25 protein-coding genes and 1 tRNA gene are annotated in these 25872 nt (G+C 41.9%); 5 read left to right on the forward strand and 21 right to left on the reverse strand.

Going from position 1 to position 25872, the window contains the following annotated elements:
- Positions 1–11: 11 nt before the first annotated feature.
- The gene (locus WKT03_RS08610) at positions 12–1817 is read right to left on the reverse strand and encodes a metallophosphoesterase family protein (RefSeq protein ID WP_340391580.1); all 1806 of its coding nucleotides are present in this window, start codon (positions 1815–1817) and stop codon (positions 12–14) included.
- A gap of 260 nt (positions 1818–2077) precedes the next feature.
- On the opposite strand from WKT03_RS08610, the gene WKT03_RS08615 reads away from it, so the two are divergent.
- Complete coding sequence (locus WKT03_RS08615; RefSeq protein WP_021943629.1) at positions 2078–3694, forward strand: CTP synthase; 1617 nt, start codon at positions 2078–2080, stop codon at positions 3692–3694.
- A 503-nt stretch (positions 3695–4197) separates the two neighbouring features.
- Here the strand turns inward: WKT03_RS08615 and WKT03_RS08620 are convergent.
- From WKT03_RS08620 to WKT03_RS08630, 3 genes are all read right to left on the reverse strand, one after another.
- A complete protein-coding gene (locus WKT03_RS08620) occupies positions 4198–6069 on the reverse strand; it encodes a heavy metal translocating P-type ATPase (RefSeq protein WP_340391582.1) in 1872 nt (623 codons plus the stop codon).
- Between the two features lie 104 nt (positions 6070–6173).
- A complete protein-coding gene (locus tag WKT03_RS08625; protein ID WP_021943627.1) occupies positions 6174–6392 on the reverse strand; it encodes a cation transporter in 219 nt (72 codons plus the stop codon).
- A 24-nt stretch (positions 6393–6416) separates the two neighbouring features.
- On the reverse strand, positions 6417–6704 hold the full coding sequence (locus WKT03_RS08630) for an ArsR/SmtB family transcription factor (RefSeq protein ID WP_226801041.1): 288 nt from the start codon (positions 6702–6704) through the stop codon (positions 6417–6419).
- Between the two features lie 378 nt (positions 6705–7082).
- Between WKT03_RS08630 and WKT03_RS08635 the strand changes: the two genes are divergently transcribed.
- Positions 7083–7283, forward strand: a complete 201-nt coding sequence (locus tag WKT03_RS08635) for a DUF378 domain-containing protein (RefSeq protein WP_008401155.1) — start codon at positions 7083–7085, stop codon at positions 7281–7283.
- Positions 7284–7923: 640 nt separating this feature from the next.
- Here WKT03_RS08635 and WKT03_RS08640 read toward each other — a convergent pair.
- The 5 genes from WKT03_RS08640 to WKT03_RS08660 form a co-directional block, all read right to left on the reverse strand.
- On the reverse strand, positions 7924–8865 hold the full coding sequence (locus WKT03_RS08640; protein ID WP_340391585.1) for a CPBP family intramembrane glutamic endopeptidase: 942 nt from the start codon (positions 8863–8865) through the stop codon (positions 7924–7926).
- A gap of 69 nt (positions 8866–8934) precedes the next feature.
- Complete coding sequence (locus WKT03_RS08645) at positions 8935–9315, reverse strand: RidA family protein (protein ID WP_008401150.1); 381 nt, start codon at positions 9313–9315, stop codon at positions 8935–8937.
- Positions 9316–9341: 26 nt separating this feature from the next.
- Positions 9342–10454 (reverse strand): 3-dehydroquinate synthase, encoded by a 1113-nt coding sequence (aroB, locus tag WKT03_RS08650; RefSeq protein ID WP_445293052.1) that lies wholly within the window; start codon positions 10452–10454, stop codon positions 9342–9344.
- Positions 10455–10548: 94 nt separating this feature from the next.
- Positions 10549–11382 carry a CvfB family protein gene (locus WKT03_RS08655; protein ID WP_340391589.1) on the reverse strand — a complete coding sequence of 278 codons (834 nt, stop codon included), beginning with the start codon at positions 11380–11382 and terminating at the stop codon, positions 10549–10551.
- Positions 11379–12107, reverse strand: a complete 729-nt coding sequence (locus WKT03_RS08660; RefSeq protein WP_021943622.1) for an acyl-[acyl-carrier-protein] thioesterase — start codon at positions 12105–12107, stop codon at positions 11379–11381. Before WKT03_RS08660 ends, WKT03_RS08655 begins: the two co-directional genes overlap by 4 nt.
- A 214-nt stretch (positions 12108–12321) precedes the next feature.
- Between WKT03_RS08660 and WKT03_RS08665 the strand changes: the two genes are divergently transcribed.
- Positions 12322–12394: transfer RNA gene (locus WKT03_RS08665), tRNA-Gln, on the forward strand.
- Positions 12395–12791: 397 nt separating this feature from the next.
- On the opposite strand, the gene WKT03_RS08670 is transcribed toward WKT03_RS08665, so the two are convergent.
- A complete protein-coding gene (locus WKT03_RS08670) occupies positions 12792–13643 on the reverse strand; it encodes an amidohydrolase family protein (RefSeq protein ID WP_117808690.1) in 852 nt (283 codons plus the stop codon).
- Between the two features lie 282 nt (positions 13644–13925).
- On the opposite strand from WKT03_RS08670, the gene WKT03_RS08675 reads away from it, so the two are divergent.
- On the forward strand, positions 13926–14660 hold the full coding sequence (locus WKT03_RS08675; protein ID WP_340391592.1) for an N-acetylmuramoyl-L-alanine amidase family protein: 735 nt from the start codon (positions 13926–13928) through the stop codon (positions 14658–14660).
- 226 nt (positions 14661–14886) lie between these two features.
- Here WKT03_RS08675 and WKT03_RS08680 read toward each other — a convergent pair whose 3' ends face one another.
- The 3 genes from WKT03_RS08680 to WKT03_RS12645 form a co-directional block, all read right to left on the reverse strand.
- Positions 14887–17157, reverse strand: a complete 2271-nt coding sequence (locus WKT03_RS08680) for a beta-glucosidase family protein (protein ID WP_340391593.1) — start codon at positions 17155–17157, stop codon at positions 14887–14889.
- A 187-nt stretch (positions 17158–17344) separates the two neighbouring features.
- Positions 17345–18286 (reverse strand): acyl-CoA thioester hydrolase/BAAT C-terminal domain-containing protein, encoded by a 942-nt coding sequence (locus tag WKT03_RS08685; RefSeq protein WP_173783669.1) that lies wholly within the window; start codon positions 18284–18286, stop codon positions 17345–17347.
- Positions 18287–18829: 543 nt separating this feature from the next.
- Positions 18830–18928, reverse strand: a complete 99-nt coding sequence (locus tag WKT03_RS12645) for a zinc-ribbon domain-containing protein (protein WP_173783668.1) — start codon at positions 18926–18928, stop codon at positions 18830–18832.
- A gap of 167 nt (positions 18929–19095) precedes the next feature.
- Here WKT03_RS12645 and WKT03_RS08690 point away from each other — a divergent pair, with 167 nt between their 5' ends.
- Positions 19096–19287, forward strand: coding sequence for a helix-turn-helix domain-containing protein (locus WKT03_RS08690; RefSeq protein ID WP_226801040.1), 192 nt, complete (start codon positions 19096–19098; stop codon positions 19285–19287).
- A 67-nt stretch (positions 19288–19354) separates the two neighbouring features.
- Here the strand turns inward: WKT03_RS08690 and WKT03_RS08695 are convergent, their stop codons facing one another.
- The 8 genes from WKT03_RS08695 to WKT03_RS08730 all read right to left on the reverse strand — a co-directional run bounded on the left by WKT03_RS08695 (position 19355) and on the right by WKT03_RS08730 (position 25867).
- On the reverse strand, positions 19355–19915 hold the full coding sequence (locus tag WKT03_RS08695; protein WP_117808696.1) for an NUDIX hydrolase: 561 nt from the start codon (positions 19913–19915) through the stop codon (positions 19355–19357).
- Between the two features lie 94 nt (positions 19916–20009).
- Positions 20010–20744 (reverse strand): GntR family transcriptional regulator, encoded by a 735-nt coding sequence (locus WKT03_RS08700; RefSeq protein WP_340391595.1) that lies wholly within the window; start codon positions 20742–20744, stop codon positions 20010–20012.
- Entirely contained in the window at positions 20734–21495 is a 762-nt protein-coding gene (locus tag WKT03_RS08705) for a GntR family transcriptional regulator (RefSeq protein ID WP_117808698.1), read from the reverse strand. Before WKT03_RS08705 ends, WKT03_RS08700 begins: the two co-directional genes overlap by 11 nt.
- A 123-nt stretch (positions 21496–21618) precedes the next feature.
- Complete coding sequence (ptsP, locus tag WKT03_RS08710) at positions 21619–23238, reverse strand: phosphoenolpyruvate--protein phosphotransferase (protein ID WP_340391597.1); 1620 nt, start codon at positions 23236–23238, stop codon at positions 21619–21621.
- A gap of 28 nt (positions 23239–23266) precedes the next feature.
- The gene (locus WKT03_RS08715; RefSeq protein ID WP_117785315.1) at positions 23267–23524 is read right to left on the reverse strand and encodes an HPr family phosphocarrier protein; all 258 of its coding nucleotides are present in this window, start codon (positions 23522–23524) and stop codon (positions 23267–23269) included.
- Between the two features lie 18 nt (positions 23525–23542).
- Positions 23543–24556 carry an SIS domain-containing protein gene (locus WKT03_RS08720; protein ID WP_340391599.1) on the reverse strand — a complete coding sequence of 338 codons (1014 nt, stop codon included), beginning with the start codon at positions 24554–24556 and terminating at the stop codon, positions 23543–23545.
- Positions 24557–24578: 22 nt separating this feature from the next.
- Positions 24579–25007 (reverse strand): secondary thiamine-phosphate synthase enzyme YjbQ, encoded by a 429-nt coding sequence (locus tag WKT03_RS08725; protein ID WP_181983906.1) that lies wholly within the window; start codon positions 25005–25007, stop codon positions 24579–24581.
- Positions 25007–25867, reverse strand: a complete 861-nt coding sequence (locus tag WKT03_RS08730) for an amidohydrolase family protein (RefSeq protein WP_340391601.1) — start codon at positions 25865–25867, stop codon at positions 25007–25009. The genes WKT03_RS08725 and WKT03_RS08730 overlap by 1 nt, the downstream gene beginning before the upstream one ends.
- Between the last annotated feature and the right edge of the window lie 5 nt (positions 25868–25872).

A 25872-nucleotide genomic window follows, 5' to 3' on the forward strand; every position in this document is an offset into this window, starting at 1 on the left:
CCTTTTTCTTTTTATTCTAACATCCGCATCGCTTCTTCCATCACCTGAAGCTTGTAGATCGTCTGCGCTACAAGATCTTCTCTTGCATTCACATCCGACTGGATCTCCCGCCGCTTCGTGTCCTGTAACTGATATCCGGTTCTGACTTCGTGAAGCTGCTCGCCTTTTGCAGCCAACTCGCGTTCAAGCCGTTCTGCATCTGCGCGTTCTTTTCGTATTCCGTCTGCCTTATTCTGATCGATCAGTCGCGCAAATACGTAACCGATCACAAAGCAGAGCACGATCGCAAGTATTGATGTAACCAGAAAACGAACCACATCTGTACCATTCATACGCTCTGACATTTGAATGTACGCCCGTGGCATCAGGAACAATGCCATGATACAGAATATGACAAATGGAACAATGGCGGCACGGATACCGGTTCGTATCCATTTGCTTCTGTGTCTTGGTACGATCTGCGCCTGATTGTTCCGGACAGTCAGAAGTTCCAGTTTGTTCTTCCGTTCCATTGCCCATGCTTCATTTAAGCGTTCCAGTACATCCGGACTTTCTGCCAGCCGTTCCTTTGCCTGTTCATATGCCTGAATATCCTTTGAGGTACGGAGTTTATCCATATCCTGTTTCAGATTCTCAAGCACTACCCGGATCGTTTCCTCATAAAGCCGGTCATTCATTTTCCGGCTGCTTCTGGTGTATATCTTTGATCGTTCTATAACGAGGTCAACTGCCAGCTTCGCCCCATCCTCCCGGATCGGAGAGTCGGCATCCAGTTTATCAAGCAATCGTCCAAATGCATTTCCCCGGTTTGCTTTTCTGTATTCATCATAATCCTCACGCTGATACACTTCTCCGCTCAGCGCGGCAATCCGGTAAGTGGCCAGTGCCTCCTGCAAATGAAAGGACTTCTCACATTTTTCCGGTCGTACCAGATAGATCGAATAAATATTTTTTTCTCCCTCTCTTGCAATAATACGATGCAATTCATCTGCCAGTTCTTCATCTGACATATAATTACTGACCGGATAGCGGATCGTCTTATATTCTTTTTGTGATGCAGGCACAAGCCGTACCGATACCACGCCATCTGATAACTTTCCCTGCACATAGCCATGCGGTCCGGTCTCCCTGTTATTGTCCGGTTCCAATACACCCGGATAACAAATCCTGCCATTGTACATATTTTTATAGGAAGCTTCATGTCCTAATCCGATATAATCAAATCCTGCTTTCCGGATTGTCGGATAATCGATCGGTATCGCGCCATGATTTCCGGCATGAGCCAGCAGAATATTTGTCATCTCATCATCCGCCGGTGTCAGTTCATCTAAAACTGCCATCTGCGCTCCGGCACTATAATAGCCGGCACAATAAAGTACCGCATTTTTTTTCGGAAACCGGATAACATCGATCATGGCAGTTGCATTTTCATGCTTTACTCCATATATTGCAGAGTCTGCCGGAACCGGATTCCGATACTCGCTGCAGCCTGCCACATAAATATTTGACCGGAAAGAATAGTTTGCAAGCACCCCATCTGATTTCATGTAATCATGATCTCCCTGACAATAAATGACTGCCGTCTTATCAAGCGGCAGAAATATCTCATCAATCCACGCAAGATCTTCTTCTGTTGCCGGATGGTCAAAGAGATCCCCTGTGATAAATACAAAATCAGCCTGTAATTTTCCTGCATCAGAAACAACCTGTTTCAAGGTCGTTATCCCGTCCTTTTCACAGGTCTGTCCGAACAGTAATTTGTCTGCTTTTCGTCCGATATTCACATCACTGATATGGATAAACTGAATTGCTCCCATCGAGATCTCCCGTCTTCTAACTTCATTTTCCTGTCAAATGTATATTTTTCACTTTATTTTCTAAAGTTTGTAAATAATTTTCCATAATTTTATTAAGTTTGACTTCTTATATACTATCATACCATATTTTTATGCCGGATACATCCTGTTTTTCGATACGGCTGATTGACTTTTGAAAAATGCTCTCGTATAATAATGAGTGTTTTTTTAATGAGAGCGTATGTCTATGCGTTTTTAGAATATATCAGGAGGAAATTATTATGCCTATTAAGTACGTGTTTGTCACAGGCGGTGTCGTATCCGGTCTTGGTAAAGGTATCACTGCTGCCTCCCTTGGTCGTCTGCTCAAAATGAGAGGCTACAAGGTTACCAGCCAGAAATTCGATCCATACATCAACATGGATCCGGGTACTATGAACCCGATCCAGCATGGTGAAGTATTCGTAACCGATGATGGTGCGGAGACTGATCTGGATCTTGGTCATTATGAGCGTTTTATCGATGAAAGTCTGAATAAGAATTCGAATGTTACGACCGGTAAGATCTACTGGAGTATCTTACAGAAAGAACGCCACGGCGACTTCGGCGGACACACCGTACAGGTAGTTCCACATATAACAAATGAAATCAAAGAGCGCTTCTATCGGAATCCGGATGCAAAGGATACCGAGGTTGCGATCATCGAAATTGGCGGTACAGTCGGTGATATCGAGAGCCAGCCTTTCTTAGAGGCGATCCGTCAGTTCACACATGATGTCGGACATGAGAATTGCATTATGATCCACGTTACTCTGATTCCTTATCTGAAAGCTTCCGGTGAATTAAAGACAAAGCCAACGCAGGCGAGTGTTAAGAACCTGCAGGGAATGGGTATCCAGCCGGATATTCTGGTCTGCCGTTCTGATTATCCACTGGACCAGGGCTTAAAGGATAAGATTGCATTATTCTGTAATGTACCTAGCCAGAATGTCATCCAGAATCTGGATGTTGATGTATTATATGAAGTTCCTCTCGCTATGGAGAAAGAGCATCTCGCTGATGTTGTATGCAAATGCTTACATATGGATTGTCCTGCTCCGGAACCACATGCATGGAAGGAATGGAATGATATGATCACTGCCTGGAAGAATCCGAAAAAAAAGGTTCGTGTTGCTCTCGTCGGCAAATATGTCTCACTGCATGATGCATACATTTCCGTTGTTGAATCCTTAAAGCATGCCGGTGTTGCAAACGATGCCGAGGTCGAGATCAAATGGGTAGATTCCGAACTTGTAACTCCTGAAAATGTGGAAGAAACACTGGGTGACGTCGATGGAATCCTTGTTCCGGGCGGTTTTGGTGACAGAGGTATCGAAGGCATGATCACAGCGATCCGGTATGCAAGAGAGAAAAAGGTTCCTTACCTTGGTCTGTGTCTCGGTATGCAGCTCACGATCGTTGAATTTGCAAGACATGTCCTTGGTTATGCAGATGCCCACAGTTCAGAATTCAATCCGAACTCTTTCCATCAGGTTATTCATATCATGCCGAATCAGCATGATGTAACAGACCTCGGTGGAACATTAAGACTTGGTTCTTACCCATGTGTACTCAGCAAAGATTCCAAATCCTATGAGCTCTATGGCACAGAATACATCCATGAGCGTCACAGACATAGATATGAAGTCAACAATGACTACCGTAAGGCTTTAACAGATAATGGTATGGAACTGGTTGGTCTCTCTCCTGACGGTCATATCGTTGAGATGATCGAGATTCCGGATCATCCTTGGTTCATCGGAACTCAGGCACATCCGGAATTCAAGTCCAGACCAAATAAAGCGCATCCGCTTTTCAAAGGCTTTGTTGCTGCGGCACTCGCCCACGAAGAAGCCTAAACATATCCAGTATAATAAAAATGCAGGGTATGGTGGTCTGTATATCTTTATTACGCAAGACGTTTTCACTCTATTCCAACGCAACGGTGCTAAGCTCTTCGCCTGCGGCGACTCACTAAGAACCGGCGTTGGTAACTGAGACCTTAGCGAGGCTCGCCGAGGTTAGTTCGAAGTTACACAGAGTGAACAGGCTTGCTTCATAAAATATACAGACCGCCATACCCTGCATTTTTATATGTCCTATTCGAAGTAAAAAGGGCGCGTAGAGTCGTATAGCCTCCGCCATACAGGTTACCCTGTGTCATAATGACATTGTGAGAATTTCGTCGCGAGTTACACATTGTCAGCGAATGCGGGCGCATGTTTGAGTCCGTAGGACGAGTTTGCGCAGGAGCATAAGCGAATCAGACATGTGTAACGAACAGAAATCGCAACAAGTCATTATCGCAGGGTAATCTGTATGGCGGAGGCTATATATCTCTACGCACCCCTATCTTTTTACATCATGGCTTCAGTGCGCGGGTTGCGTTGATGATCGCGAGGAAGGCAACACCGACATCGGCGAATACCGCTGCCCACATATTTGCAAAACCAAGGGCACCGAGTACCATAACAATGATCTTGACAGCAAGTGCAAACACAATATTCTGCTGCACGATACGAACCGTCTTTCTGGCAATTGCATATGCTACGGCAATCTTGCCCGGATCATCATCGATCAAAACGATGTCTGCTGCTTCAATCGCAGCATCCTGACCCATAGCTCCCATTGCGATACCGACATCGGCACGCATTAAAACAGGCGCATCATTGATTCCGTCACCGGTGAAGATCAATGTACTGTCTTCATCCTTCTCGCGGAGAAGCTGTTCTACTTTATCTACCTTATCACCCGGCATCAGCTCTGCACATACAGTATCAATGCCAAGCTCTTTTGCTACACTGTCAGCAACCTCTTTCTTATCACCGGTCAGCATAACAACATTATCAATTCCACATTTCTTGATTGATGCGATCGCATCCTTAACGCCATCCTTGATCTCATCAGCGATCGTGATACATCCCTTATATGCACCATTTTCCGCTACGAAAAGGACTGTTCCAACCTTGGATGGCTGTTTTGCTCCTGCCATGGATATCTTTCTGGAATCCAAAAGCTTCTTATTTCCGACTAACACTTCTTTTCCATCTTTTAAGACCTTGATACCCATTCCGGAGATTTCCTCATATCCATCGAGGCGGTCGATCTGTACCGTTCCCTTATATGCAGCCTTGATCGATGCTGCGATCGGATGGTTGGAGTAATATTCGCCATATGCTGCAAGCTCCAGAAGATCATCCTCACTGATTCCATTTGCACATGTCTCTACAACCTTGAATACACCCTTTGTCAGAGTTCCGGTCTTATCAAATACGGCAATCTTTGCTTTACCCAGAAGTTCCAGATAGTTACTTCCTTTTACAAGGATACCTGCCTTGGATGCTCCACCGATTCCACTGAAGAAACTAAGTGGAATGGAGATGACCAATGCACATGGACAGGATACTACCAGAAAGATCAGTGCACGGTGGAACCATTTACCAAATTCACCTACAAAAATCGGCGGAATGATCGCTACTGCAAGTGCAAGGAAACATACGACCGGTGTATAGTATTTTGCAAATCTGGTAATGAACTGCTCGTACTGTGCTTTTCTCGTACTTGCATTTTCCACCAGTTCCAAAATCTTCGATACGGTCGAATCGTCAAATTCCTTTGATACCTTGACACGGATCACACCGTTCTGGTTAATCACGCCACTTAACACTTCGTCACCAACAGACAGCTTTCTAGGTACGGATTCACCGGTAAGCGCTGCTGTATCTACAAATGTTTCACCTTCGATAACAGTACCATCGAGAGGAACTTTTTCACCCGGCTGCACGATGATGATATCACCGATCGCAACTGTCTCCGGTTCTACCTGAACGATCTGTCCATCTTTTTCAATATTTGCATATTCCGGCATAATGTTCATCAAATCTGTGATACTGGCTCTTGATCTGTTGACTGCATATTTCTGGAACCATTCTCCGACCTGATAGAACAGCATAACGGCTGCCGCCTCGCCAAATTCTCCGGTTCCGTATGCGCCTACAGTTGCAACTGCCATCAGGAAGTTTTCGTCAAATACATGACCTTTGCTGATATTCTTGATTGCCTTTAAAAGGACATCATATCCTGCCATCAGATATGGTACTGCGAACATCGCAGCCTTTACAACTGTATCCCACACTCCATTCAAATGGATGAGCTTCTCTGCAATCTCGCATGCGATAAATACCACCAGTGCAACGATGATTCGAATTAACATCTTTTTCTGCTTCTTACTCATAATCCATCACCTTTTTTCTGCTATCTGCGATAATTTTCTTATTTTATCTTCTCTTTCAGCTTATGTAAATCTGTAACGTCTTAATGTTCAGATCTGCATTATTTCTAATATTCGATCGTAGCTTCCTCATCAATGCTCTTGATGATCTTTTCTGCCTGCTTTAAAATTTCGTCTAATTTATCTTCGTCTGCGTCTAATGTAAGTTTCTGTGCCATGAAGCTGATAGATGCGCTGTTAACTCCCGGTAACTTGCTGATCTGCTCCTCCATCTTTGCTGCACAATTTGCGCAATCTACATCACTTAAATTATATCTCTTCTTCATAATATCTACCTTTAACCTTTCTTATTATTCAAATATATGCTCAAGTCCCATTCGCATGATCACTGCTACATGGTCATCGGCAAGCTCATAAAACATATTCTTTCCGGCTCTGCGGTTCTTGATCAGCTTCGCCTGTTTTAACACTCTTAATTGATGAGAAATGGCAGATGCATTCATTCCAAGCTCTTCTGCGATGTCACCAACACTTTTTTCATGATCCAGCAGTGTGTATAAGATCTGGATTCTGGTAGAATCGCCAAATACTTTAAACAACTCGGCCAGATCATACAGATTCTCTTCGTCCGGCATCATCTCATTAATCTCAGCGGTGATCTCAGCAATATCGTTCTCTTTGCATTCACATGCTTCCCTGCTGTCCGTATTCATTCTGTTCCTCCTCTCGTTGTTTTTATTGAACATTTGAATATCTGTTCATATGTTGTTTTTAATATAACATTATGTTTGTACCCTGTCAACTGATTTTTATATTTGCTTCAAATAAATTTTTGTCGCCAGATTCATTATGTTATATTTTTTCATTTTATGATTTCATCCTGTGTATACATTTTTCCCTTATAATGGCAGTATATTTTTTTCATGTTCGCACAGACTAGAGATATGGAACCATTAATTTTGCGACACCTTGCCAAAAACTAATGTCCAAATAACTAGAAATCAGAGAGGAATGCCATGAAAGTATTTAATGTTATTTGTCTTACTCTTGTGATCGTTGGGGCGATCGTTTGGGGTATCATCGGAATCTTTAATTTTAATCTTGTAGATGCTTTATTCGGAACCGGCTCCGCCTTTTCCAGAATCATCTACACACTCGTTGGTATCGCCGGACTGTACCTGATCTCCTTCTACGGTCTGATCTGCAACGAGGACTAGCCGAACACGCAAAAAATCCCCCTTATGGTTGTGTGCCCTCTTCATATGCTGGTTCTTCCACTAACAATGACCTGCTGCGTTTTCTGTATGTTGCACATGCCTGATCCGTAAATACTCCTGTGCCAACTCGCCTTCGGCTCAGACAGGCACCCGTATTTACTGGCAATGTGCACCATACAACGAAAGCCTCGCATATGTCATATTTTAGTGGAAGAACCAGCATACAAAGAGGGATTTACGATCCACAATGGGAGATTTTTTCTGCTATTGATATTTCCACTATGATAAACTCGCGAATGTTTTTCATAGTGAAAACACCAACACTCGAAACTGGATAAATCCCTGTATATCGAATGGTGTATTTTTCTGTTTATCTTTTTATTACTCATTTACATATAGCAACAAAACGCCCACCAAACAAATCTGATCTGGTACCTGCTCTATTATAATATGACATTAGCGAGGATTTCTTGATGAATTGCACATTGTCAGCGAATGCGGGTGCTTGTCTGAGTCCGAAGGACGAGTTAGCACAAGAGCATGAGCGGATAAGACATGTGCAATGAATAGAAACCGCAGCAAGTCATTTATAATAGGGTAGGTATCAGATCAGATTCATTTGGTAGGCGTTTTTCTATAGTTAAAATAAAAATTCTTCGACAACGCAGCGGATCAGGCAGTAGAGGATGACCACGATCATAAGCGGGGTAAGCAGTCGAAGCTTTTTGCCATTTTCATCGTACCGGTTAAAAGGTTCGGTGAATACAGCGGCGAAGCTCTCCTTTCTGCCATTTATGACTGCAAGCAGATAAATAATTCCTGCTGATATTACAGTGCCAACCAGTGCCATAGGTATATATACCCGGATGGTACTGAGCAGCATCGTCTGTGTTACTTCTGTATTTTCTGCCTGATCTTTTAACGCCGGAATGATATTTGCAATATGCTTTATAACAACAGAAAAACCATTGATCAGAAAATGCATGATCATTGTTGGAATAATGCTTCCGGTTGCTTCTACAACAAATCCAAAGATCAGACCGATCACAACCGCATATGCCATCTGATTAAAATTCATATGCATCAGTCCAAATAAAAAACCTGACATCAATATGGCCTTTAATCTGCCGGCTTCATGAAAGCTTCCGAACATGACACCACGATACGCCAGTTCTTCTATCACACACGGCAAAAATGCCATGAAAAAAAGCGAAGTCCCAAGTGTATTATGATCAACCAGTGCTGAAGCTGCATTGCTGATCTCATTTCGCACAAATAACATTGAGATTGCATTTAACAATGTAATAAGCGGCTCCATAAACAGAACCAGTGGTGGAAGCAGCAGGAGTGTCAACGGATGAAATCTCCGAAACCAGATGATATCCTTTACATGCTTTCTCATGATGAACAGATATAACACTGTTGGTACAAATATCAGACTCTGACTGAATAATATGTTTTGTTTTATCGTGATGCCGGAAAACAGATCTGTAAATAACGCCAGCACCGTTACGACCTCGTAAACTGCGATCAATGCTGTAAACAAACATTCAGCTCCAAAAATTTTCTTTCTTGTCTCCATATACCCTCTTATAATAATGTGGCAGATATCATTCATACATCTGCCACACCATCATTTTATAATCTTTATTTATACAACTGCTACTGCTTCGATCTCAATCAGTACGTCTTTTGGAAGTCTTGCAACTTCTACACAAGAACGTGCAGGGAAATCTTTGTTGAAATATTCTTTGTAAATATCGTTGATAATTGAGAACTGGTTCATATCCTTAATAAATACTGTAGTCTTTACAACCTTGTCACAGGATGAACCGGATGCCTCGATCAGATTCTTCAGATTTGAGATTGCCTGTTTTGCCTGAACTGTGATATCTCCTTCTACTAACTGATTCGTTGCAGGATCGATCGGAACCATTCCTGATGTAAATAAAAATCCGTTAGCAACGATTGCCTGTGAATATGGTCCGATTGCCTGTGGTGCTTTCTCTGTGCTGATTATCTTCTTATCCATTTTTATATCCTCCTGAAATTTAATGCCTACATCTCCATAATAATCTCTCTTGCCAGACTCTCCGGTATGGCTTTTGCGTACTGGTCACCATCAAATACCTCGATCGCGCCGATTCCATGCTGTAAAACGAAACGCAAATGTCCGTCTCTGACCTTCTTATCGGTATACAGCTTCTTAACCAGAGCGTCACGGTCAATATAATCCGGAATCTCCGTTGGAAGATCTGCCTGCTTCAACATGGCAACCATAGCTGCTTCATCCTCTGCTGTACAGTAGCCAAAATATTCTGCCATCTTCACCTCTGCAACCAGACCGATCGCAACGGCTTCTCCATGCAGCAGCTTATAATCACTGACTGTCTCGATGGCTCTTCCAACCGTATGTCCAAGGTTCAAAACCTCACGCAAACCGCTTTCCCGCTCGTCCTTCATAACGACCTGATATTTGATCTCGCAGTTCTTCTCCGCGATATGTCTGCATACCTCGTCCTTTACTGCAAGCACATCTTTGATATGCTCTGACAGATAATCGAAGAATCCCCTGTCTGCAAGGCAGGCATGCTTGATCGTCTCTGCAAGACCTGAAGATAACTGTCGCTGTGGAAGTGTCTTCCATGTTGCGATATCCAGATATACTTTCTGCGGCTGATTAAACAGTCCGATCAGATTGGTTGCAAGCGGTGTATCGACCGCTGTCTTTCCTCCCACGGATGCATCCGCTGCCGCAAGTAATGTCGTTGCATAATTGATAAATGGAATCCCTCTGCCGTAGGTTCCGGCTACAAATCCTGCAAGGTCTGTCACCACGCCACCGCCAACGGCGATAATGCAGCAATCTCTCCGATATCCCTTTGCAAGCATGGTATCTTCTACATACTCCTTTGTCGCTCTGGTCTTGCTCAGTTCTCCTGCCGGAAAACTTATAAGATCTGCCTTGTATCCTGCTTCTTCAAGCATCTTATAAATCTTGTCCGCATACAGCTCTTTTACATTGCTGTCTGTAACTACTACAAATTTGGATATTTTTCCAACCAGACCGGCTTTCAGATCATCGATCAGCTTCTGTTCCAGCTCATATCCAATCTCGATCTCATAGCTGTCGTCTACTACTTTTTTTAATTCAACCTTGAAATTACTCATATTCATCCTTTCATTTCCTGGTACTTTTCAGCCATATAACATGCACAGCTGTCTTTTTGTTTCTCCTGAACATTCCTGCTCATTTATGAATACATTATTTGATGATAATGTTTTTCTCTGTGATCTGGATCTTACCCTCTTTTAACAGATGTCCAACCGCACGCTTAAATGCATTCTTGCTAAGTCCGAACTCTTTCTCGATCACTTCTTTATCTGCCTTGTCATTAAATGGTAAGGTTCCTCCATAGCTTTCAATGATATTGTATACCATCTCGCTGTCATTGTTGATCTGTTCACGGATCGGCTTCTGTAAACTCAGATTGAGTTTGCCGTCTTCTCTGACATTTGCCACACGGGCTTCTACCGTCTCACCCACATTGATCCGGGAATGGATCTCCTTCATCGGGATCAGGGCTGAATAACGATTATCAACCGCAACAAATGCTCCCAGATTCTGATTAAATTCAAATACCGTTCCACTTACGAAATCCCCTGCCTTATATGGGGACTGTGTCTCCAGATAGGCATATACCTTCATGCTGACGCACAAACGCTTGGAACGATCCTCATACATCCGGACCAGATACGACTGACCTTCCCTTACCTTGCTTGTCTGCTCTTTAAAAGGAAGCAGGATATCTTTTTCCAGTCCCCAGTCCATAAATGCACCGATGCCTGTCACATTGACACATTTTAATACTGCAAGTTCTCCCATCGTTATAATCGGATGATTTGTTGTTGCGATCAGACGATCTGCGGAATCACGATAGATAAATACATCTAACTGATCTCCCATTCTTGTTCCCGCAGGTACCTGTTTCTTCGGAAGCAGAACTTCCTCGTCATCGTATTTTTTCTCGGCAAGGTAAATGCCGAAATCTTTCTCTTTTACAACCTCTAAATGGTTCCATTCGCCAATCTTGATCATGCTGTCTGTCTCCCCGTTCTCTTTGTTTTAAATTCTACTATACATCTGGTCTGATCTTCTTCATCTGCAAATACAAACTGTATCAGATCATCTCTTTCTGCTTTCTTTATTACGATACATTCATCTTTTACAAACTGCCGCTTATACTCGCTTCTGATCTGACAGATCATGTCATCCGAATCGATATATTCCAACGCCAGCGCAATATATGCTTCATTATTCATGTGGTTATTCGAATCAATCTGATAAGGCAGAACAACCCTTCTGTCTGTCTCTTCCATGCCTTCGATCAGCCGGATCTTTCTCGGAGCATATTCCATCGGAAGCTTTTCTGCAAGAGGATATGCTGCTCCTACTTCAGGCTCAATTCTTACAGGACGAAGCGTATCAGTATCAATATAACTCCACTGGGAAGCTGCCTGTACAATATTCGCTCCATTCTCATCCCGAATAACTATATTACGATATCCCATGGAACCTTTAAAATCATATGCCCAGGTTCCAACCCTGATCTTCTCCTGTAATACCGGATACCGCTCCACATCGATCTGCCACGAGATCAGAAACCATGCCCGGTTATGGTCCTTCAGATATTCAATTCCAATTCCTGCCTGTTCTGAATCGAAGATCGCACAATCCTGAAAGTAATTTGCTATCGTTGCCGCATTTGCTTCCTGTCTTCCATGCGTTTCGCTGTATCTTACGATCGCATCAAAACTGTACATATGTATTCTCCATTTCCTATTATAATGTCATCTCCACAAGTGCTCCCATTATACAACAGCCGGGCTATTATTTCTACCTGGATTTTCTATTTCCATTGATTTTTATTCTCAAATTTTTCGTGTTCATTGCGTATAAATAACTTTTTGTAATTTTTTTAAAAAAGTGCTTGCTTTTTTCAAACTGTTATAATATAATATCATCTGTTGACAGCAATGGGCTATCGCCAAATGGTAAGGCACTGGACTCTGACTCCAGCATTTTCAAGGTTCGAATCCTTGTAGCCCAGCTCTTAAGAACCAGATGTGATCTGGTTCTTTTTTTGTGCAATCAACCATCATGCAGAAATTGTGCTTGCAACGCAAGAGCACAAATTTCTATATGATGGTCAATGTTCATCGAGTCGTTAGACGAGAGGAACCTGATTGCACAAGAAAGGGAAAGGGACCGCCATCTTACAGGCAGTCCCTTGTATTTATGAATATTTTTTTGTGAAAAAAACAACGACTTAAATTTCGGATGTCTCAGAAGCTATCTTCTCTCCCTTTCTTATTGTAACAAAATTGTAACACATTTTTAATTTTTGTGCAATGTCTATTTTTACTAATTTATCGGAAATTTATTTTACTTTTATATATGAATCCTCTAATGCTTTCAAATATATTGTATAGTTCTCTTTATATTTTCTATTCTGCATCCGGCAGTCCCAAAAGCTGCAATGCGTTTTCTCCAAGGATCTTTTTCTTGTCTTCATCTGATAACGGAAGTGCCTGTATGTCCTTTATGGCCCGCTTCTGATCTGTCCACGGACTGTCTGTTCCAAATACGATCCGGTCTGCTCCATGTGCTCTGATCAGTTTCAGGAACATCTCCTCTGATGCCAGCTTCCAACGATGTTCAGCACCCGAAAGCCATGCAATCTCTCCATAGGAAAATGCTGTATCCATATATACATTTCTTCCGCACAGCTTCGCAAGTACCTCGTCCCAGAGATTCCAGCCACCCATGTGTGCAAGAACGAGCCGCTCCGGCTGAACCTCATCTAATACTTCACACACCATGTCCGGTGTACAATGTGTTACAGAGGGAAGTCCGATATCTACTCCGGCATGAACCACAACGACCAAGCCAAGCTCTGTTGCGTAACTGATAATCCGTTTATAACGGATATCATTGAACATGGCATCCTGATAATCCGGATGCAGCTTAATTCCCTTTAATCCGGCAGACTTGATACCATTTAAAATCTCTTTATAGTTATCATTTCCGGGATGGATTCCGCCAAATGACCAGACACCACTACCCGTAAACTGGGCTGTTACTGTCTTTGCCACGGTATTGATCCGCTCCACCTGATGAGGTGCGGTTACAACAGGAAGGACAACAGAGATATCAACGCCGCTTTGCGCCATTGAATGCTGCAAGCCTGCAAGTGTACCATCTGATGCCGGCTTTGTCTTTGATCTACTTACTAACAGTTCAAGTGTCTTTGAAGCTATTTTATCCGGATATGTGTGAGTATGAAAATCTACGATCATCTTTTATTCCTTTTCTTATCTTCTCCCTGCCACCCTATATTAGGGTAACACTCATATTTTCATTTGACAATATTGAAATCTTTAGAAATTTATCGGTTTCTTTTGGTTTTTTCTATATAAATTGCTGTATTATGTCACCTGTCGTTCCATCTTTCTTCGTATATTGCCCATATACACAAATATTAAATCTTTTCCATCATATTGAAAATCCGGTCATTTTAGAGTATCTTAGTTGAGAATAAACTAGAAACAGAAAGGGCTGCTCCGGCAGTTTTATACATTATGGCTGGAAAAACAAAAAAGAAACTGACCGTTACACAGATGCGGTCTGTCATAAAATTCCTGATCGGTGTCAACATCGTCCTGCTCATCGCCGTTATCGTTCTGTCCGTCCTGTTGGCGGTCAGTCGGTCAAAAAGCAGCAAGGATGCTGTCTCGATCATAAAACCGGACGGAAAATACACAGTCTGTCTGGATCCGGGACATGGCGGTTCTGATATCGGTGCAACCGGAATTAATAATATTCATGAAAAAGACGGAAATCTGAAGCTTTCCTTAAAGGTTGCAAAACTATTAAAGAAAAACGGAGTAAAGGTCGTTATGACGCGTGATGATGATTCTACTGTTTCTTCCGAAGATCGTGCTGCGATTGCAAATGACTGCAACGCAGATCTCTATCTGGCACTCCACAGGAACTACGCAGCAAACCCTGAGGCCTGTGGTGTAGAAACATGGATCTATAGTTCCGGTTCCGAAAAGAACCATGCGATCGCAGAAACCATCCTGTCCAATCTGGAAAAGGTCGGAATCTCCGATAACCGTGGTGTCCGTACCGGAACACAGTTTGACAGTGACAACGATTACATCGTTATCAAACAGACAAATATGACAAGTCTGATCATCGAGATGGGCTTTATCAGCAACGAAAAAGACGTAGAACTTTACGATAATAACATGGACGATTACGCCGCCGCGATCGCAAACGGCATAATAGAATGGCTCAACGAATATCAATAAAACAATATGTATATAAATGCCGGTATAAACGGTCTGTCTGCTGGTACTATGAAACATCCATAGAGAAGCCGACTGATTTTCATACAATTTTGTGCTATGTCGGAGCTGCAAACGACTTTATCGCAGCGGAGACATGTGCATATAAAATTGTATGAAAGAAGGTAGGCAAACGTGATGTTCATAGTACCGGCAGACAGACCGTTCATACCGGCATTTTATCTATTAATTATTTTATTGTTATGGTTGTTACCGACCGAATATCAGAAACAGAACTTCCGATATAGATCGTATAACTTCCTGCTATGACCTTCCACGCATCCGTCTTCTCATCAAAATGACGGAATGCATCGGCTGTCAATTCAAATTCCGCATACTTTGTTTCTCCCGGTGCAAGTGATAACTTGCAGAAGCCCTTCAACTCCTTCACAGGATTCTCCGGACTTACTTCCGTTTCTCCGACATACAGCTCTACCGTCTCTTTTCCGGCAAGCTTTCCGGTATTTGTTACCGGGATCTGTACCTTGAATGTCTGACCATCCGGCTCTTTTACCTGCATATCTCCATAGGAAAATGTCGTATAAGATAATCCATGGCCAAATGGGAACTGTACCGGGATCTGATATTTGTCATAATACCGATATCCGACAAATACACCTTCTCTGTATGTTTCCGTCAATTTTGCATTCATTCTTTCATGTTCTTCTTCCGTTAAGGTTCTTCCGGGGAAATCTCCAAAAACCATCGCCGATACCTGATCAAGAGATTTCGGCATGGTCATCACAAGTTTACCGGATGGATTTACTTCACCAAACAGGATTTCACCAAGTGCTCTGCCGCCTTCCATTCCTGCATAACTCATCCATACAATTGACTTTGCATCATCGATCCATGCACTCATATCAACCGGATTCCCTGCCATCATAACAATGACCATATTCGGATTCACTTTTAAAAGCTCCGTAATCAATTCATCTTGATGATATGGAAGTGTAAGATCCGGTCTGTCGTATCCTTCTTCATCTGTATCATGATTTAAACCGCCAACAAAGAGCACATCATCATATTCAGAAGCAAGTGCAACTGCTTCTTCACGAAGTGCCTTCTGGATCTTCTGTCCTTCCGGATCATTTCCTTCATAAGCACCCTGCTCCGATGCCAGTTCATCCAGACTTACCTCCTGCCAGTTCAGTACCTGCTGTCTGTTCTTATCCGGTACATAATAACCTTCTGCATAGGTCACTTCGCAGTTACCGCCAAGCTCCATCTTAATGCCAAGCAGTGGATTGATCTCATAAAGTGCCGCAATCTCCGCACTTCCGCCACCATTTGAATGAAGCTTTGCTGCATTATGTCCGATCACCAGAAGCCGATGTGTCTTCTCAGGTGCAAGCGGCAGTCTCTGTTCTTCATTCTTTAACAGTACAATTGATTCTCTGGCTGTCTCTAACACTGCATCCTGATGTGCTGAAGTATCATAACTTCCTTTCTTCCGGCTCCAGTCACGAACCGCATAGACGGCCGGCTTCTGTTCCGTGCAGCCAGCATATGTAGCCGTCTGTTCATTGTACCCACTTTGGGCTTCTACAATATCGATCATCTTGACACGGAGCATGAATCGAAGAATACTCTTTACCTTTTCATCAACTCTTTCCTCTTCGATCTCGCCATTCCTTACCGCATTTAACAATGGATCTGCCATGCAGTATTCATCGAAATTTGCATAGATCGACATCTCTACATCGATCGGGCTTTCTGCGGCAGCCTTTGTATCGTGGATGCCGCCCCAATCAGAAACAATCAGACCGTCATAATTCCATTCTTTCCGCAGTATCTCACCGAGCAGTTCATTATTTTCACAACAATGGACTCCACGGAACAGATTATAAGCACCCATAATAGATCTTACATTTGCTTTCTTTACTGCAGCTTCAAACGCAGGCAGATAGATCTCACGGAGCGTCCGTTCATCGATCTCGACATTTACCCAGTTCCGTTCTGTTTCCTGATTATTAACAGCAAAATGTTTTACACAGGCACCCACGTCAGAACTCTCGATCCCCTTGATCACCGGAACTGCCATCTCCGATATCAGAAATGGATCTTCACTGAAATACTCAAAATTTCTCCCGCAAAGCGGCGTCCGCATAACATTAACACCCGGCGCAAGTATGATATCCTTGCCACGTCCTCTGGCTTCTTCACCAAGTACCGTTCCTGATTTTTCTGCCAGCTCCCGGTTCCATGTTGCTGCAATCGCACTGTTGCTCGGACAGTATGTAACGCCATCATCATTATGTCCAGCTCTGCCCCAATTATCATTAAAAAATTCGAACCGCACCCCGGTCGGACCATCCGACATCACGATTGGGGGGATTCCAAGTCTTTCTACTGCCCCGGTGCGGAACAGACCCGCACCATGGATCATCTTTATTTTTTCTTCTAATGTCAGTTCATTTACTAACTGATTGATCTTTCTTTCATAATCTTTGTGAAACATCGTATTTTTCCTTTCTGTCCAGATATTTACAACCCTTATCTGCAAACGATACGGTTGCTGCAGGCTGTATGAACCGTTGTGTCGGCTTTCACTTCAAGTTCCGTCCCTCTGCCTGCTCAAATGCTTTATTTATAGCATCTATTCTATTCTGATTTTAATCCCTCCCCGATGCAATCGTCAATGCAAATCATTCCACACTGAAACTTTCTTTAAAAAATGATACCATCTTATTCCAGCTTTTCGCTCTTGCCTTCCGGCAACCCTCCGGATATTTGGCTTCCATTGTCATAAAGTGTGCCAACATCCGGTTCATCTTCTCTTCTCCACCAATTCCCGACAACGCTTTCTCCGGCATCGTCAGACAATGACCTGCTTCCGGATAAATCACACATTCGTATCTGTAAGGGAAATGAACCTCTTCTAACTTTCTCATGATTCTTGGAAATGCTTCATCCGACGGCCATGTATCATCATATTCCGGTGCAAGCAACAACACATCGCCCTGTATATTTTCCACCTTGATCCGGCTGGCATCCGTACGGTCTTTAAAACATTCATTATAGTAAAAACGGTTCATCGCTTTCGATCCGTAATTCGGATTCTTTTTCCATGCCCGTAAGGTCGAACCTAAATGAGACAATGCCTCTGCTTGCTCATATGGTATATCTTTCCCATGATAACTGAAATATGATTTATGCTGTCTGACTACCATATGTTTGCAGCCCTCAACTACAAAATCAAATCCCGATACCGATACCACACAGGAAATATCCGGGAGCATAGACGCACACAATAACGTATATGCCGCCCCAAGAGATAAGCCTGTCATTCCGATGCCGGTAATCTCGACCGGACAGTTATTCTTTAACCAATGAACCGCCCGCTCTGCATAATCAACCGGAATAAATACCGTATCCTTTGAAAGCGGCGGCCACAGATAGAATCCAACCGATAACACACTAAATCCTTCCTCTGCGAGAAGCTTCGCGCGTGCTTCTACAAAATCCCGTTTCTCTGCACTTCCACCGACAAATATAACTGCTTTATCTGCATACTTTGTTCCCGGAAAAAAGGTTCCAAGAAATCCTTCCTTTTCTAATGTACACTGTAAATTCTGCTGTGCTTCCATGTATGTATCTCTCCCTTTCCTGTTAGTTTAAACTAACAAAAGTATATCACATTAACACTAAAATACTATAGTTTTTTATAAATCTAATTAATGTTTACATAAATAAAAGGACATTCCTTGATGTCCTTTTAAAATCATCTTATATACTATTTCCAAGCAACTTCTTTCCTAAAATTTCATACTATATATGTCTATATATTTTAATATTCTTTATTCCTTTCATACTCGCAATTAGTTACATATTTATATGTAAATCCTGATACTTCATTTACACTTTTTTCATATGTAACCTTTATATTATTTGAACTAATAGTCATGGTTATATAATCATCTATCTTTATAGTACCTAGATCCTTAACTTGCTTATTAAATGAAAATTTATATTTATCTGTATGTAACATACTGGTAATTGTTGAATAATTCGTATATATGTATATTGTTCCCTCGCCCTGCAATTTTACAGTTCCATCATTCTGTGGTACACATCTTATCTGAATTGATCCATTACTATAATGAATATTACCGAAATGATGGCTATAACCATTATCGTTGCTTTTTTATTATATTTTTTCTGTTTTCACCACATTTCGGACAATATACAGCATTATCCATTACTTCTGCACCACATTTTTTACATATCACTTTTATTTCACCTCCGAATCAATCTGCTCTGTATCGTCTTCCAATGTTATATCTTCAATTTTAATCTCATAGTTTTCAGCTAACGCTTTTATTATCTTGTCCAACTGATCTGTTAAACCAGCATAGTCTATATTTAACTGTGTATAGTCTGAGCTAAATGTATATCGATTAATACTACTGTTAATAAATTAGCAACTAGAAGTGGCTTAACCCAAAGTACTGTTGAAAATATAATGTCTGGCAAAACAAAAAATCCTAAACTAAAAACTCTCCATAGACTAGCGATAGGTCTTGATATGACTGTTTCTGAATTATTAGATTTTCCTGAAATGAATAACACAGCGTTTGAAGATGAATAAATATAATAGCGAGGCAGTACATTTTATATATAAAAACATACTGCCTCGCTATTATATTTTTTATCCTCTATTCTCTGCTCCACACATAGCAGTATGCCTGTGTTCTCGCTGCAAATTTCGCTTTCTTAAGAAGTTCTCTGACTTCTGCCTTTGTATACCAGCCGGCTTCGATCTCTTCTAATGTAGAGGTACTCTTATGGAACTCTCCCCGTGCCTTTCCAACAACGCAGACATTTGTTTCATTTGAAAAACCGACCGCACTGTAGCTGGTTCCGATGAAATCATCGATCTCATATAATTCCAGCCCTGTCTCCTCACGAAGCTCACGTTTCGCACTCTCCTGCGGTGTCTCACCCGGATCGATCAGACCTGCCGGGAAGTTATATACCCATTCTCCCGGAGCAAGACGGAATTCCTTATCGATCAGTATCTTCTCGCCGGTCTCATCCGTAGCAATGATCACAACTGCATCTGCCATTTTGCCATGCAGTCCTTCAAAATCCGTAATGTCACCATTCCGGCTGATCATCTCATATACCTTCTCCTGATGATCCACTGTCTCATATGTTATATCATAGCGGGTAATAAATTTACCTTCGCATTTCTTTTCTACTTTTTTGAATTGCATTTTCAAATAACACCTTTCGAGTACTAATATTATAAACCGAAGCCGGCATAACAAGATCCATATGATCCGTAACAGAAACGCTTATGTCTTTCCTTTAAGAAACCTCAACATCAAATCGGAATTTTGTATAAGCAGGATTCAGATAACTCATGGTAAACTCTACAATATTATAATCTGCATCCGCACCCTGATAATTGATCTTATAAATCGCAGTTCCACGTTCCACCTGCAGCAGCTCTGCGAGCCGTTCATTTGCCTCACATATGACCAGCTTCTGTACAAAATGGCATGGCATATGTCCTTTTGCTTCCATATAATCATATAAAGACACTTTGGCGAAATCAAATTCATCCAAATCATCAAAATATTTTTTCGGTACATATGTATACTCCACTGCAAATGGTATATCACCCTCTGATCGTACCCGGTAAATTCCATATATCATCTCATCATCCGAAATTCCAAGCTTATATCCCAGATATTTACTTCCTGTGATCTCACCGGTCCCGAGAAGGCGGTTTTTTACCTCCATTCCACCCTTACGAAGCGTCGCTGTGATGCCGGTATTTCCTGCTTCATTTGAATTATCCAGATCGATCTTTTTCTTATCTCTTTGTGCAACATACGTTCCAGAACCCGGTTTACAAACCAGATATCCTTCTTCTACAAGCTTACTGATCGCACGTTTTACGGTCATACGGTTCACACCATAGGCTTCCGCCATTTTTCTCTCACTTGGTATTGCTTCACCCGGCAGATATTTTTTTTCATCTATTTTCTTGATAATAGAATCCTGTAATTGAATATATAATGGCATTCTATAATCCATGGAGCACCTCCTCCATCTTTTGCTTAATGACAGGATCTTCTTTTTCAAATGCGACCCATTCTTTATTGATCACCGATTGCAGATATTCCATAACCTCACCTTTCTCGTCATATGTGATTCCCTCTTTTTTTACAAGAGCAGTCAGCTTGTCAACATTCAAGGCTTTGGCTTCATTTTCATCAGCATATACAATTCCGACTGTTAATTCCTGTTTTTTGGGAATATGATGATATTCCTGAATCAAAATATCAAATAACGAATTATCTTCCAGATCAAACCGCATCAGCTTAGGAGCCTTGCTTTCCGGTATATATGAATATTCTATGGTGATCGGAACAGCCCTGTCTTCTTCTACGACCATACGGATACGGGTAATTTTGAATAACGGAGTTCCTAACGGAAGCTTAATACTTTTATTCAGTTCCTTATCTACTTCCACACGCTCAAACGCCAACAGTCTGCTTCTTGTTTGTGCCCCCATCTTTTCCAGCTTTTCACTGAATGATCGAATTCGGTCAAGATTGGATATCATTCTTCTGTGGGCTATGTAGTTGCCGCTCCGTTCCCTGCATTCTATGATCCCTTCATCCTCTAATAATTTATATGCAGATCTGACGGTAGCTCTCTGTACCCCAAACTGTTCAGCCAGATCCCGTTCAGATGGGAGTTTATCTCCTTCTTTCAGTTTATTTTTCATAAAGTAAAATTTTAATTCATACGCAATAAACTCATCTTTATTCATCAATTTCATGGCAAACTCCCTCCTGTACTCTATTAAGTATAGCAACTTTTCCAAACGCAAACAAGCAGGAAATGTCAGTTTATAAGACCAAAAACAGACCCGTACATGTGCGGATCTGTCTCTGTATACTTTTTATAACTCTCTTATTTTTTTCCTTAACGGAAGTATCATACCCGGTGCAACTGATAACTCATCAATGTTCATCTGTAAAAACCTTTCTGTCAGACTTAGATCGGCTGCAAGTTCACCGCATATTCCAATCCACTTTCCTTCTGCATGAGCATTCTCTGCTGCCATTTGGATCATAGATAACACCGCCGGATGGTGTGAATCATAGAAGGAATCCAGATTCCGGTTCTGGCGATCAATTGCCAGAGTGTACTGCGTCAGATCATTTGTTCCGACACTAAAGAAATCCACTTCCTTTGCCAACTCTCTGCTGATCATAACCGCAGCCGGAGTCTCAATCATTATACCGGTTTCAATCTGATCGGAAAATGCTATTCCATCTGCACGAAGTCCGGTCTTCACCTCGTCCATTATCTCTTTAATACGACGAACCTCTGATACCGAAATGATCATCGGAAACATGATCGCAATTTGGCCATACGCGGATGCTCTGAAAATAGCTCTAAGCTGGGTCTTAAATAATTCGGGTCTGGTCAGACATATCCTGATCGCACGGAACCCCATTGCCGGATTATCCTCTTTTTCCAGATTAAAATATCCAACCTGTTTATCTGCTCCGATATCCAACGTACGGATGATCACCCTTTTTCCGGCCATCATTTCCGCTACCTGTCTATAAGCTGCAAACTGCTGTTCCTCTGTTGGATAAGTTTCATTTTCCAGATATAAGAATTCGCTTCTGAATAACCCGATACCACCGGCATCATTTCGGAGTGCCGCTCCTACATCTGATACATTGGCAATATTGGCATAAAGGTTAATCTTCTGCCCGGATCTGGTTACATTTTCTTTGCCCTTCAATGTCTCCAGAAGCTCACGCTGTTCCTGTTCGACAGCTTGCTTTTTTCTCATAGCAACAAGGATTTCTTCATCCGGATCAATATAGATCTTTCCTTCCTGACCGTCTACGATTGCAAGTTTTCCGTCATATTTCGGTGTTAATGTATCACCGATTCCTATAACAGCCGGAATATTCATGGTTCTGGCAAGAATCGCTGTATGGGAATTTGCCGAGCCTTCCACTGTAATAAATGCCAGCACCTTATCTTTATCAAGCTGAACAGTCTCGCTTGGTGCCAGATCATCTGCCGCGATGATTACCTGCTCCGTCATTTCAAATGAAGCATTCTGTTTTTTTGCAAACTGGGAAAGGAGCCTGTTCGATACATCCTTTACATCTGCTGCCCTTCCCTGCATATAGGCATCATCCATCGCTTCAAAGATTGCTGCATAATTATCAGATGTGACACCTATTGCATATTCAGCATTTACCTTTTGTGTATTTATAATATTCTCTACAGAATCATTATAATCCGGATCCTCAAGCATTAACTGATGTGCTTCAAAGATCATGGCATTTGCTTCTCCCACATCAGTAAGTGCCTTGTCATATAACTGCTGCAATTCAGAAAGTGCTTTTTCCTTTGCAGTCCGGAAGCGGCGTATTTCCGCCTCCGGATCATCGACATGACGTCGTTTTATCTGGATTTCGTCCCTTTTAAAGAATTGTATCTTCCCGATAGCAACTCCGCCAAATACACTTTTACCCTGTAATATTACCATATTGTCACCTCTTTAAAATCCGATCCTTTTACAGATGTTCCTGAACGAACGCTTTCAGGTTTGCTGCATCTTCTGCCTCGTTTTCACCTTCTACTTTTATCAGGATCTCCTGACCTTTTTTTGCTCCCAGACTCATAACTGCCATAACTCCTTTTGCGTTTACGGTTCTGGATCCAAATGTTACGGATACTGTGCTCTTACATTTTGCAGCAGCCATAACAAACTGTGAAGCCGGTCTGGCATGAAGTCCCTGCTCATCTGTAATTACATATGTGAATTCAACCATAATAACCGCCTGACCTTTTTAATATTCAAACTGACGATAGTAACGTCTGAATTCCAGACTATGTCCTGTATTCTGCTCATAATGAATAGCAAGTCGTTCTGTTAATATCGCGGTAATAATCATCGGAGAGCAGATTACACGGAACTCATCATCGATACCATCCAGAATGTAATCCTTGGTATCAATAATAACAGCTTTCTTTGTATGTTCTTTTACAAATCGTTCTACTCTTTCATCTAATGGTCGATATTCGTCCTCACCTTTTATTACAAATACCGGAACTCTGTCATCAACTAACTCCAATGGCCCATGGAAGAAATCAGCAGATGAAACAGTCTTTGTACGAACCCACTGCATCTCCTCTAAGATACACATTGTAAAGAGATAGGTCTCACCCCAAAGGACACCGGAGCCTGTAAACATTGTATATGGTTCATGTGCATATGTCTTTGCAATCTCGATCGCTCTTGGCTCAAATTTTTCTCTTGCCGCAAGGAGATCCTTAAACAGATTTTCCATCTGATCTGCCCATCTGTCATAATGTGGAAATTCTCCTCTGTTCTTTAAGATACGGAGCATTACAAAATAGTATAATAAGTAAGAATGCTCACAGTCACCACATGCATTATAAATCGGGTCTGTCAACAGATTTGCTAAAGGAGTTGTCTCATCCTTTGTAAATCCATATACATTGATTCCCTGATCCTTACAATATTTTACTGCCTTCAAGATCTCCATAGTATTGCCTGATGCAGAAGAGGTAAATACAAGAGTCTTATCTGTAATATGTTTTTTATTTTTTACCAGAAATTCACCTGCATTTTCAAGATAGATCGGAAGATCTGTATATTTCTTGGCTACTTCTACAACCGGATACCATTCTGCCCATGTTCCACCGATACCAAGCATACATACGCTGTCATATTCCTTTGCCGTGATCCGGTCAACTAATGCCTCAACCTCTCCTCTTAATGAGTATGTCTTTGCTCCGTCCTTTAAATATTTTTCTGCGTCAAATTTTTTTAATGCCATAGTTCTTTCCTCCTATTATTTTTTATTCTCCTATGATTGTTATATAAATTGTTCTATATTGCGGTCCATCATATTCACACAGATATATGTCCTGTGCACTTCCGCTTTTCAGCTTTCCATCTATAACCGGGAATACACAATGATTTCCGGTCAGATGGGCCTTTAAATGTCCGGTCGGATTGCCTGCCATCGCACCGTAGGAATCTAATAACCTCCCATGTGCATATTCTCCATCCTCAGGAACAAGTCTTTCCATCAGATGCCCAATATCATATTCCAGGCACTCCAGTCCTTCATTAACTGCAATTCCTGTTGTCGTATGTGCTGTTATAACATATACAACACCATTTCTGATTTTGCTTTTTTCTACAACCTGCCTGATATCATCTGTAATTTTCACCAGACAGTTATATTCTTTTGTCAGCACCTCTATACTGCCATGTGTTACCATCATACCTCCAATCCCAGAAACTCAATCGCGTTCTGTCCAAATATCAGATCCTTGGTAGATTCTCTTATATCCATAGCTTCTATAGCCTTTTTCATTCTCCGCATCTCTAACCGCGGATCATCAGAGCCAAACATGATCTGATGTCTGAAGCTTCGATCGATCCAGTGCGGTCCCATATCCACTTCGAATACCTTGTGATAAAACTCCGGGGCTGTATCAAAATACAGGAATGCTGTATCCGCATAAACATTTCTGTATTTGAGCATCAGCATACAAGTTTCCTGCACCCATGGCCATCCGCAATGTGCAAGACAGATTCGAAGCTTTGGATGTCTGTATGCTGTTTCTTCAAACTCAACCGGCCTCGCATATTTAGATAAGGTATCCGGCTCTACCGACATTCCGCAATGAAACACGATCGGTTTATTATACTTCTCGCATATCTGATATATCGGCTCCATGTATTCATCTCCCGGATAGAACTTCTGCTTTGACGGATGAAGCTTCAGGCCTGCCAGATGATGCTCTGCAAATGCTGTTTCAAGTATCTCTGTCGCATCCGGCCTGTGAGGATCTACACTGGCAAATCCGATAAAACGATCCGGATATGTTGCTGTCAATTCCTTTACCTGGTCATTTGTTCCAAGTATGCCTCCATATTCCGTAGTCAGATCCAGTGGAAGCAAAACCGCTTTATCCACTCCGGAACAATCCATCAAGGTTAACAGTGCATCAACCGGGATCTGATCCGTCTTGTATAAGCCATACATCTTTTTTGCAAATTCATTCTGATATTCCGTTTTGCATACCGGCTCTAAAAATGCAGGATGTACATGCATATCAATTACTATTTTTTTCACCTTAC

The organism is Coprococcus sp. HCN-4056 (genome assembly GCF_037892645.1).
GTDB classification, from domain to species: domain Bacteria; phylum Bacillota; class Clostridia; order Lachnospirales; family Lachnospiraceae; genus Coprococcus; species Coprococcus ammoniilyticus.

Excerpts from the sequence above, each read along its gene's own strand:
- WKT03_RS08695 (WP_117808696.1), bottom strand. The coding sequence starts at position 19,915 with ATGCAATTCAAAAAAGTAGAAAAGAAATGCGAAGGTAAATTTATTACC.
- WKT03_RS08645 (WP_008401150.1), bottom strand. The coding sequence starts at position 9,315 with ATGGATAAGAAGATAATCAGCACAGAGAAAGCACCACAGGCAATCGGA.
- WKT03_RS08660 (WP_021943622.1), bottom strand. The coding sequence starts at position 12,107 with ATGTACAGTTTTGATGCGATCGTAAGATACAGCGAAACGCATGGAAGA.
- WKT03_RS08700 (WP_340391595.1), bottom strand. The coding sequence starts at position 20,744 with ATGGATTATAGAATGCCATTATATATTCAATTACAGGATTCTATTATC.
- WKT03_RS08715 (WP_117785315.1), bottom strand. The coding sequence starts at position 23,524 with ATGGTTGAATTCACATATGTAATTACAGATGAGCAGGGACTTCATGCC.
- WKT03_RS08670 (WP_117808690.1), bottom strand. The coding sequence starts at position 13,643 with ATGATCGTAGATTTTCATACTCACACATATCCGGATAAAATAGCTTCA.
- WKT03_RS08720 (WP_340391599.1), bottom strand. The coding sequence starts at position 24,556 with ATGGCATTAAAAAAATTTGACGCAGAAAAATATTTAAAGGACGGAGCA.
- WKT03_RS08610 (WP_340391580.1), bottom strand. The coding sequence starts at position 1,817 with ATGGGAGCAATTCAGTTTATCCATATCAGTGATGTGAATATCGGACGA.
- ptsP (WP_340391597.1), bottom strand. The coding sequence starts at position 23,238 with ATGGTAATATTACAGGGTAAAAGTGTATTTGGCGGAGTTGCTATCGGG.
- WKT03_RS08630 (WP_226801041.1), bottom strand. The coding sequence starts at position 6,704 with ATGATGCCGGACGAAGAGAATCTGTATGATCTGGCCGAGTTGTTTAAA.
- WKT03_RS08655 (WP_340391589.1), bottom strand. The coding sequence starts at position 11,382 with ATGATCAAGATTGGCGAATGGAACCATTTAGAGGTTGTAAAAGAGAAA.
- WKT03_RS08680 (WP_340391593.1), bottom strand. The coding sequence starts at position 17,157 with ATGTTTCACAAAGATTATGAAAGAAAGATCAATCAGTTAGTAAATGAA.
- WKT03_RS08675 (WP_340391592.1), top strand. The coding sequence starts at position 13,926 with ATGGCTGGAAAAACAAAAAAGAAACTGACCGTTACACAGATGCGGTCT.
- WKT03_RS08615 (WP_021943629.1), top strand. The coding sequence starts at position 2,078 with ATGCCTATTAAGTACGTGTTTGTCACAGGCGGTGTCGTATCCGGTCTT.
- WKT03_RS08725 (WP_181983906.1), bottom strand. The coding sequence starts at position 25,007 with ATGGTAACACATGGCAGTATAGAGGTGCTGACAAAAGAATATAACTGT.
- WKT03_RS08685 (WP_173783669.1), bottom strand. The coding sequence starts at position 18,286 with ATGGAAGCACAGCAGAATTTACAGTGTACATTAGAAAAGGAAGGATTT.
- WKT03_RS08620 (WP_340391582.1), bottom strand. The coding sequence starts at position 6,069 with ATGAGTAAGAAGCAGAAAAAGATGTTAATTCGAATCATCGTTGCACTG.
- WKT03_RS08640 (WP_340391585.1), bottom strand. The coding sequence starts at position 8,865 with ATGGAGACAAGAAAGAAAATTTTTGGAGCTGAATGTTTGTTTACAGCA.
- aroB (WP_445293052.1), bottom strand. The coding sequence starts at position 10,454 with ATGAGTAATTTCAAGGTTGAATTAAAAAAAGTAGTAGACGACAGCTAT.
- WKT03_RS08635 (WP_008401155.1), top strand. The coding sequence starts at position 7,083 with ATGAAAGTATTTAATGTTATTTGTCTTACTCTTGTGATCGTTGGGGCG.
- WKT03_RS08705 (WP_117808698.1), bottom strand. The coding sequence starts at position 21,495 with ATGAAATTGATGAATAAAGATGAGTTTATTGCGTATGAATTAAAATTT.
- WKT03_RS08625 (WP_021943627.1), bottom strand. The coding sequence starts at position 6,392 with ATGAAGAAGAGATATAATTTAAGTGATGTAGATTGCGCAAATTGTGCA.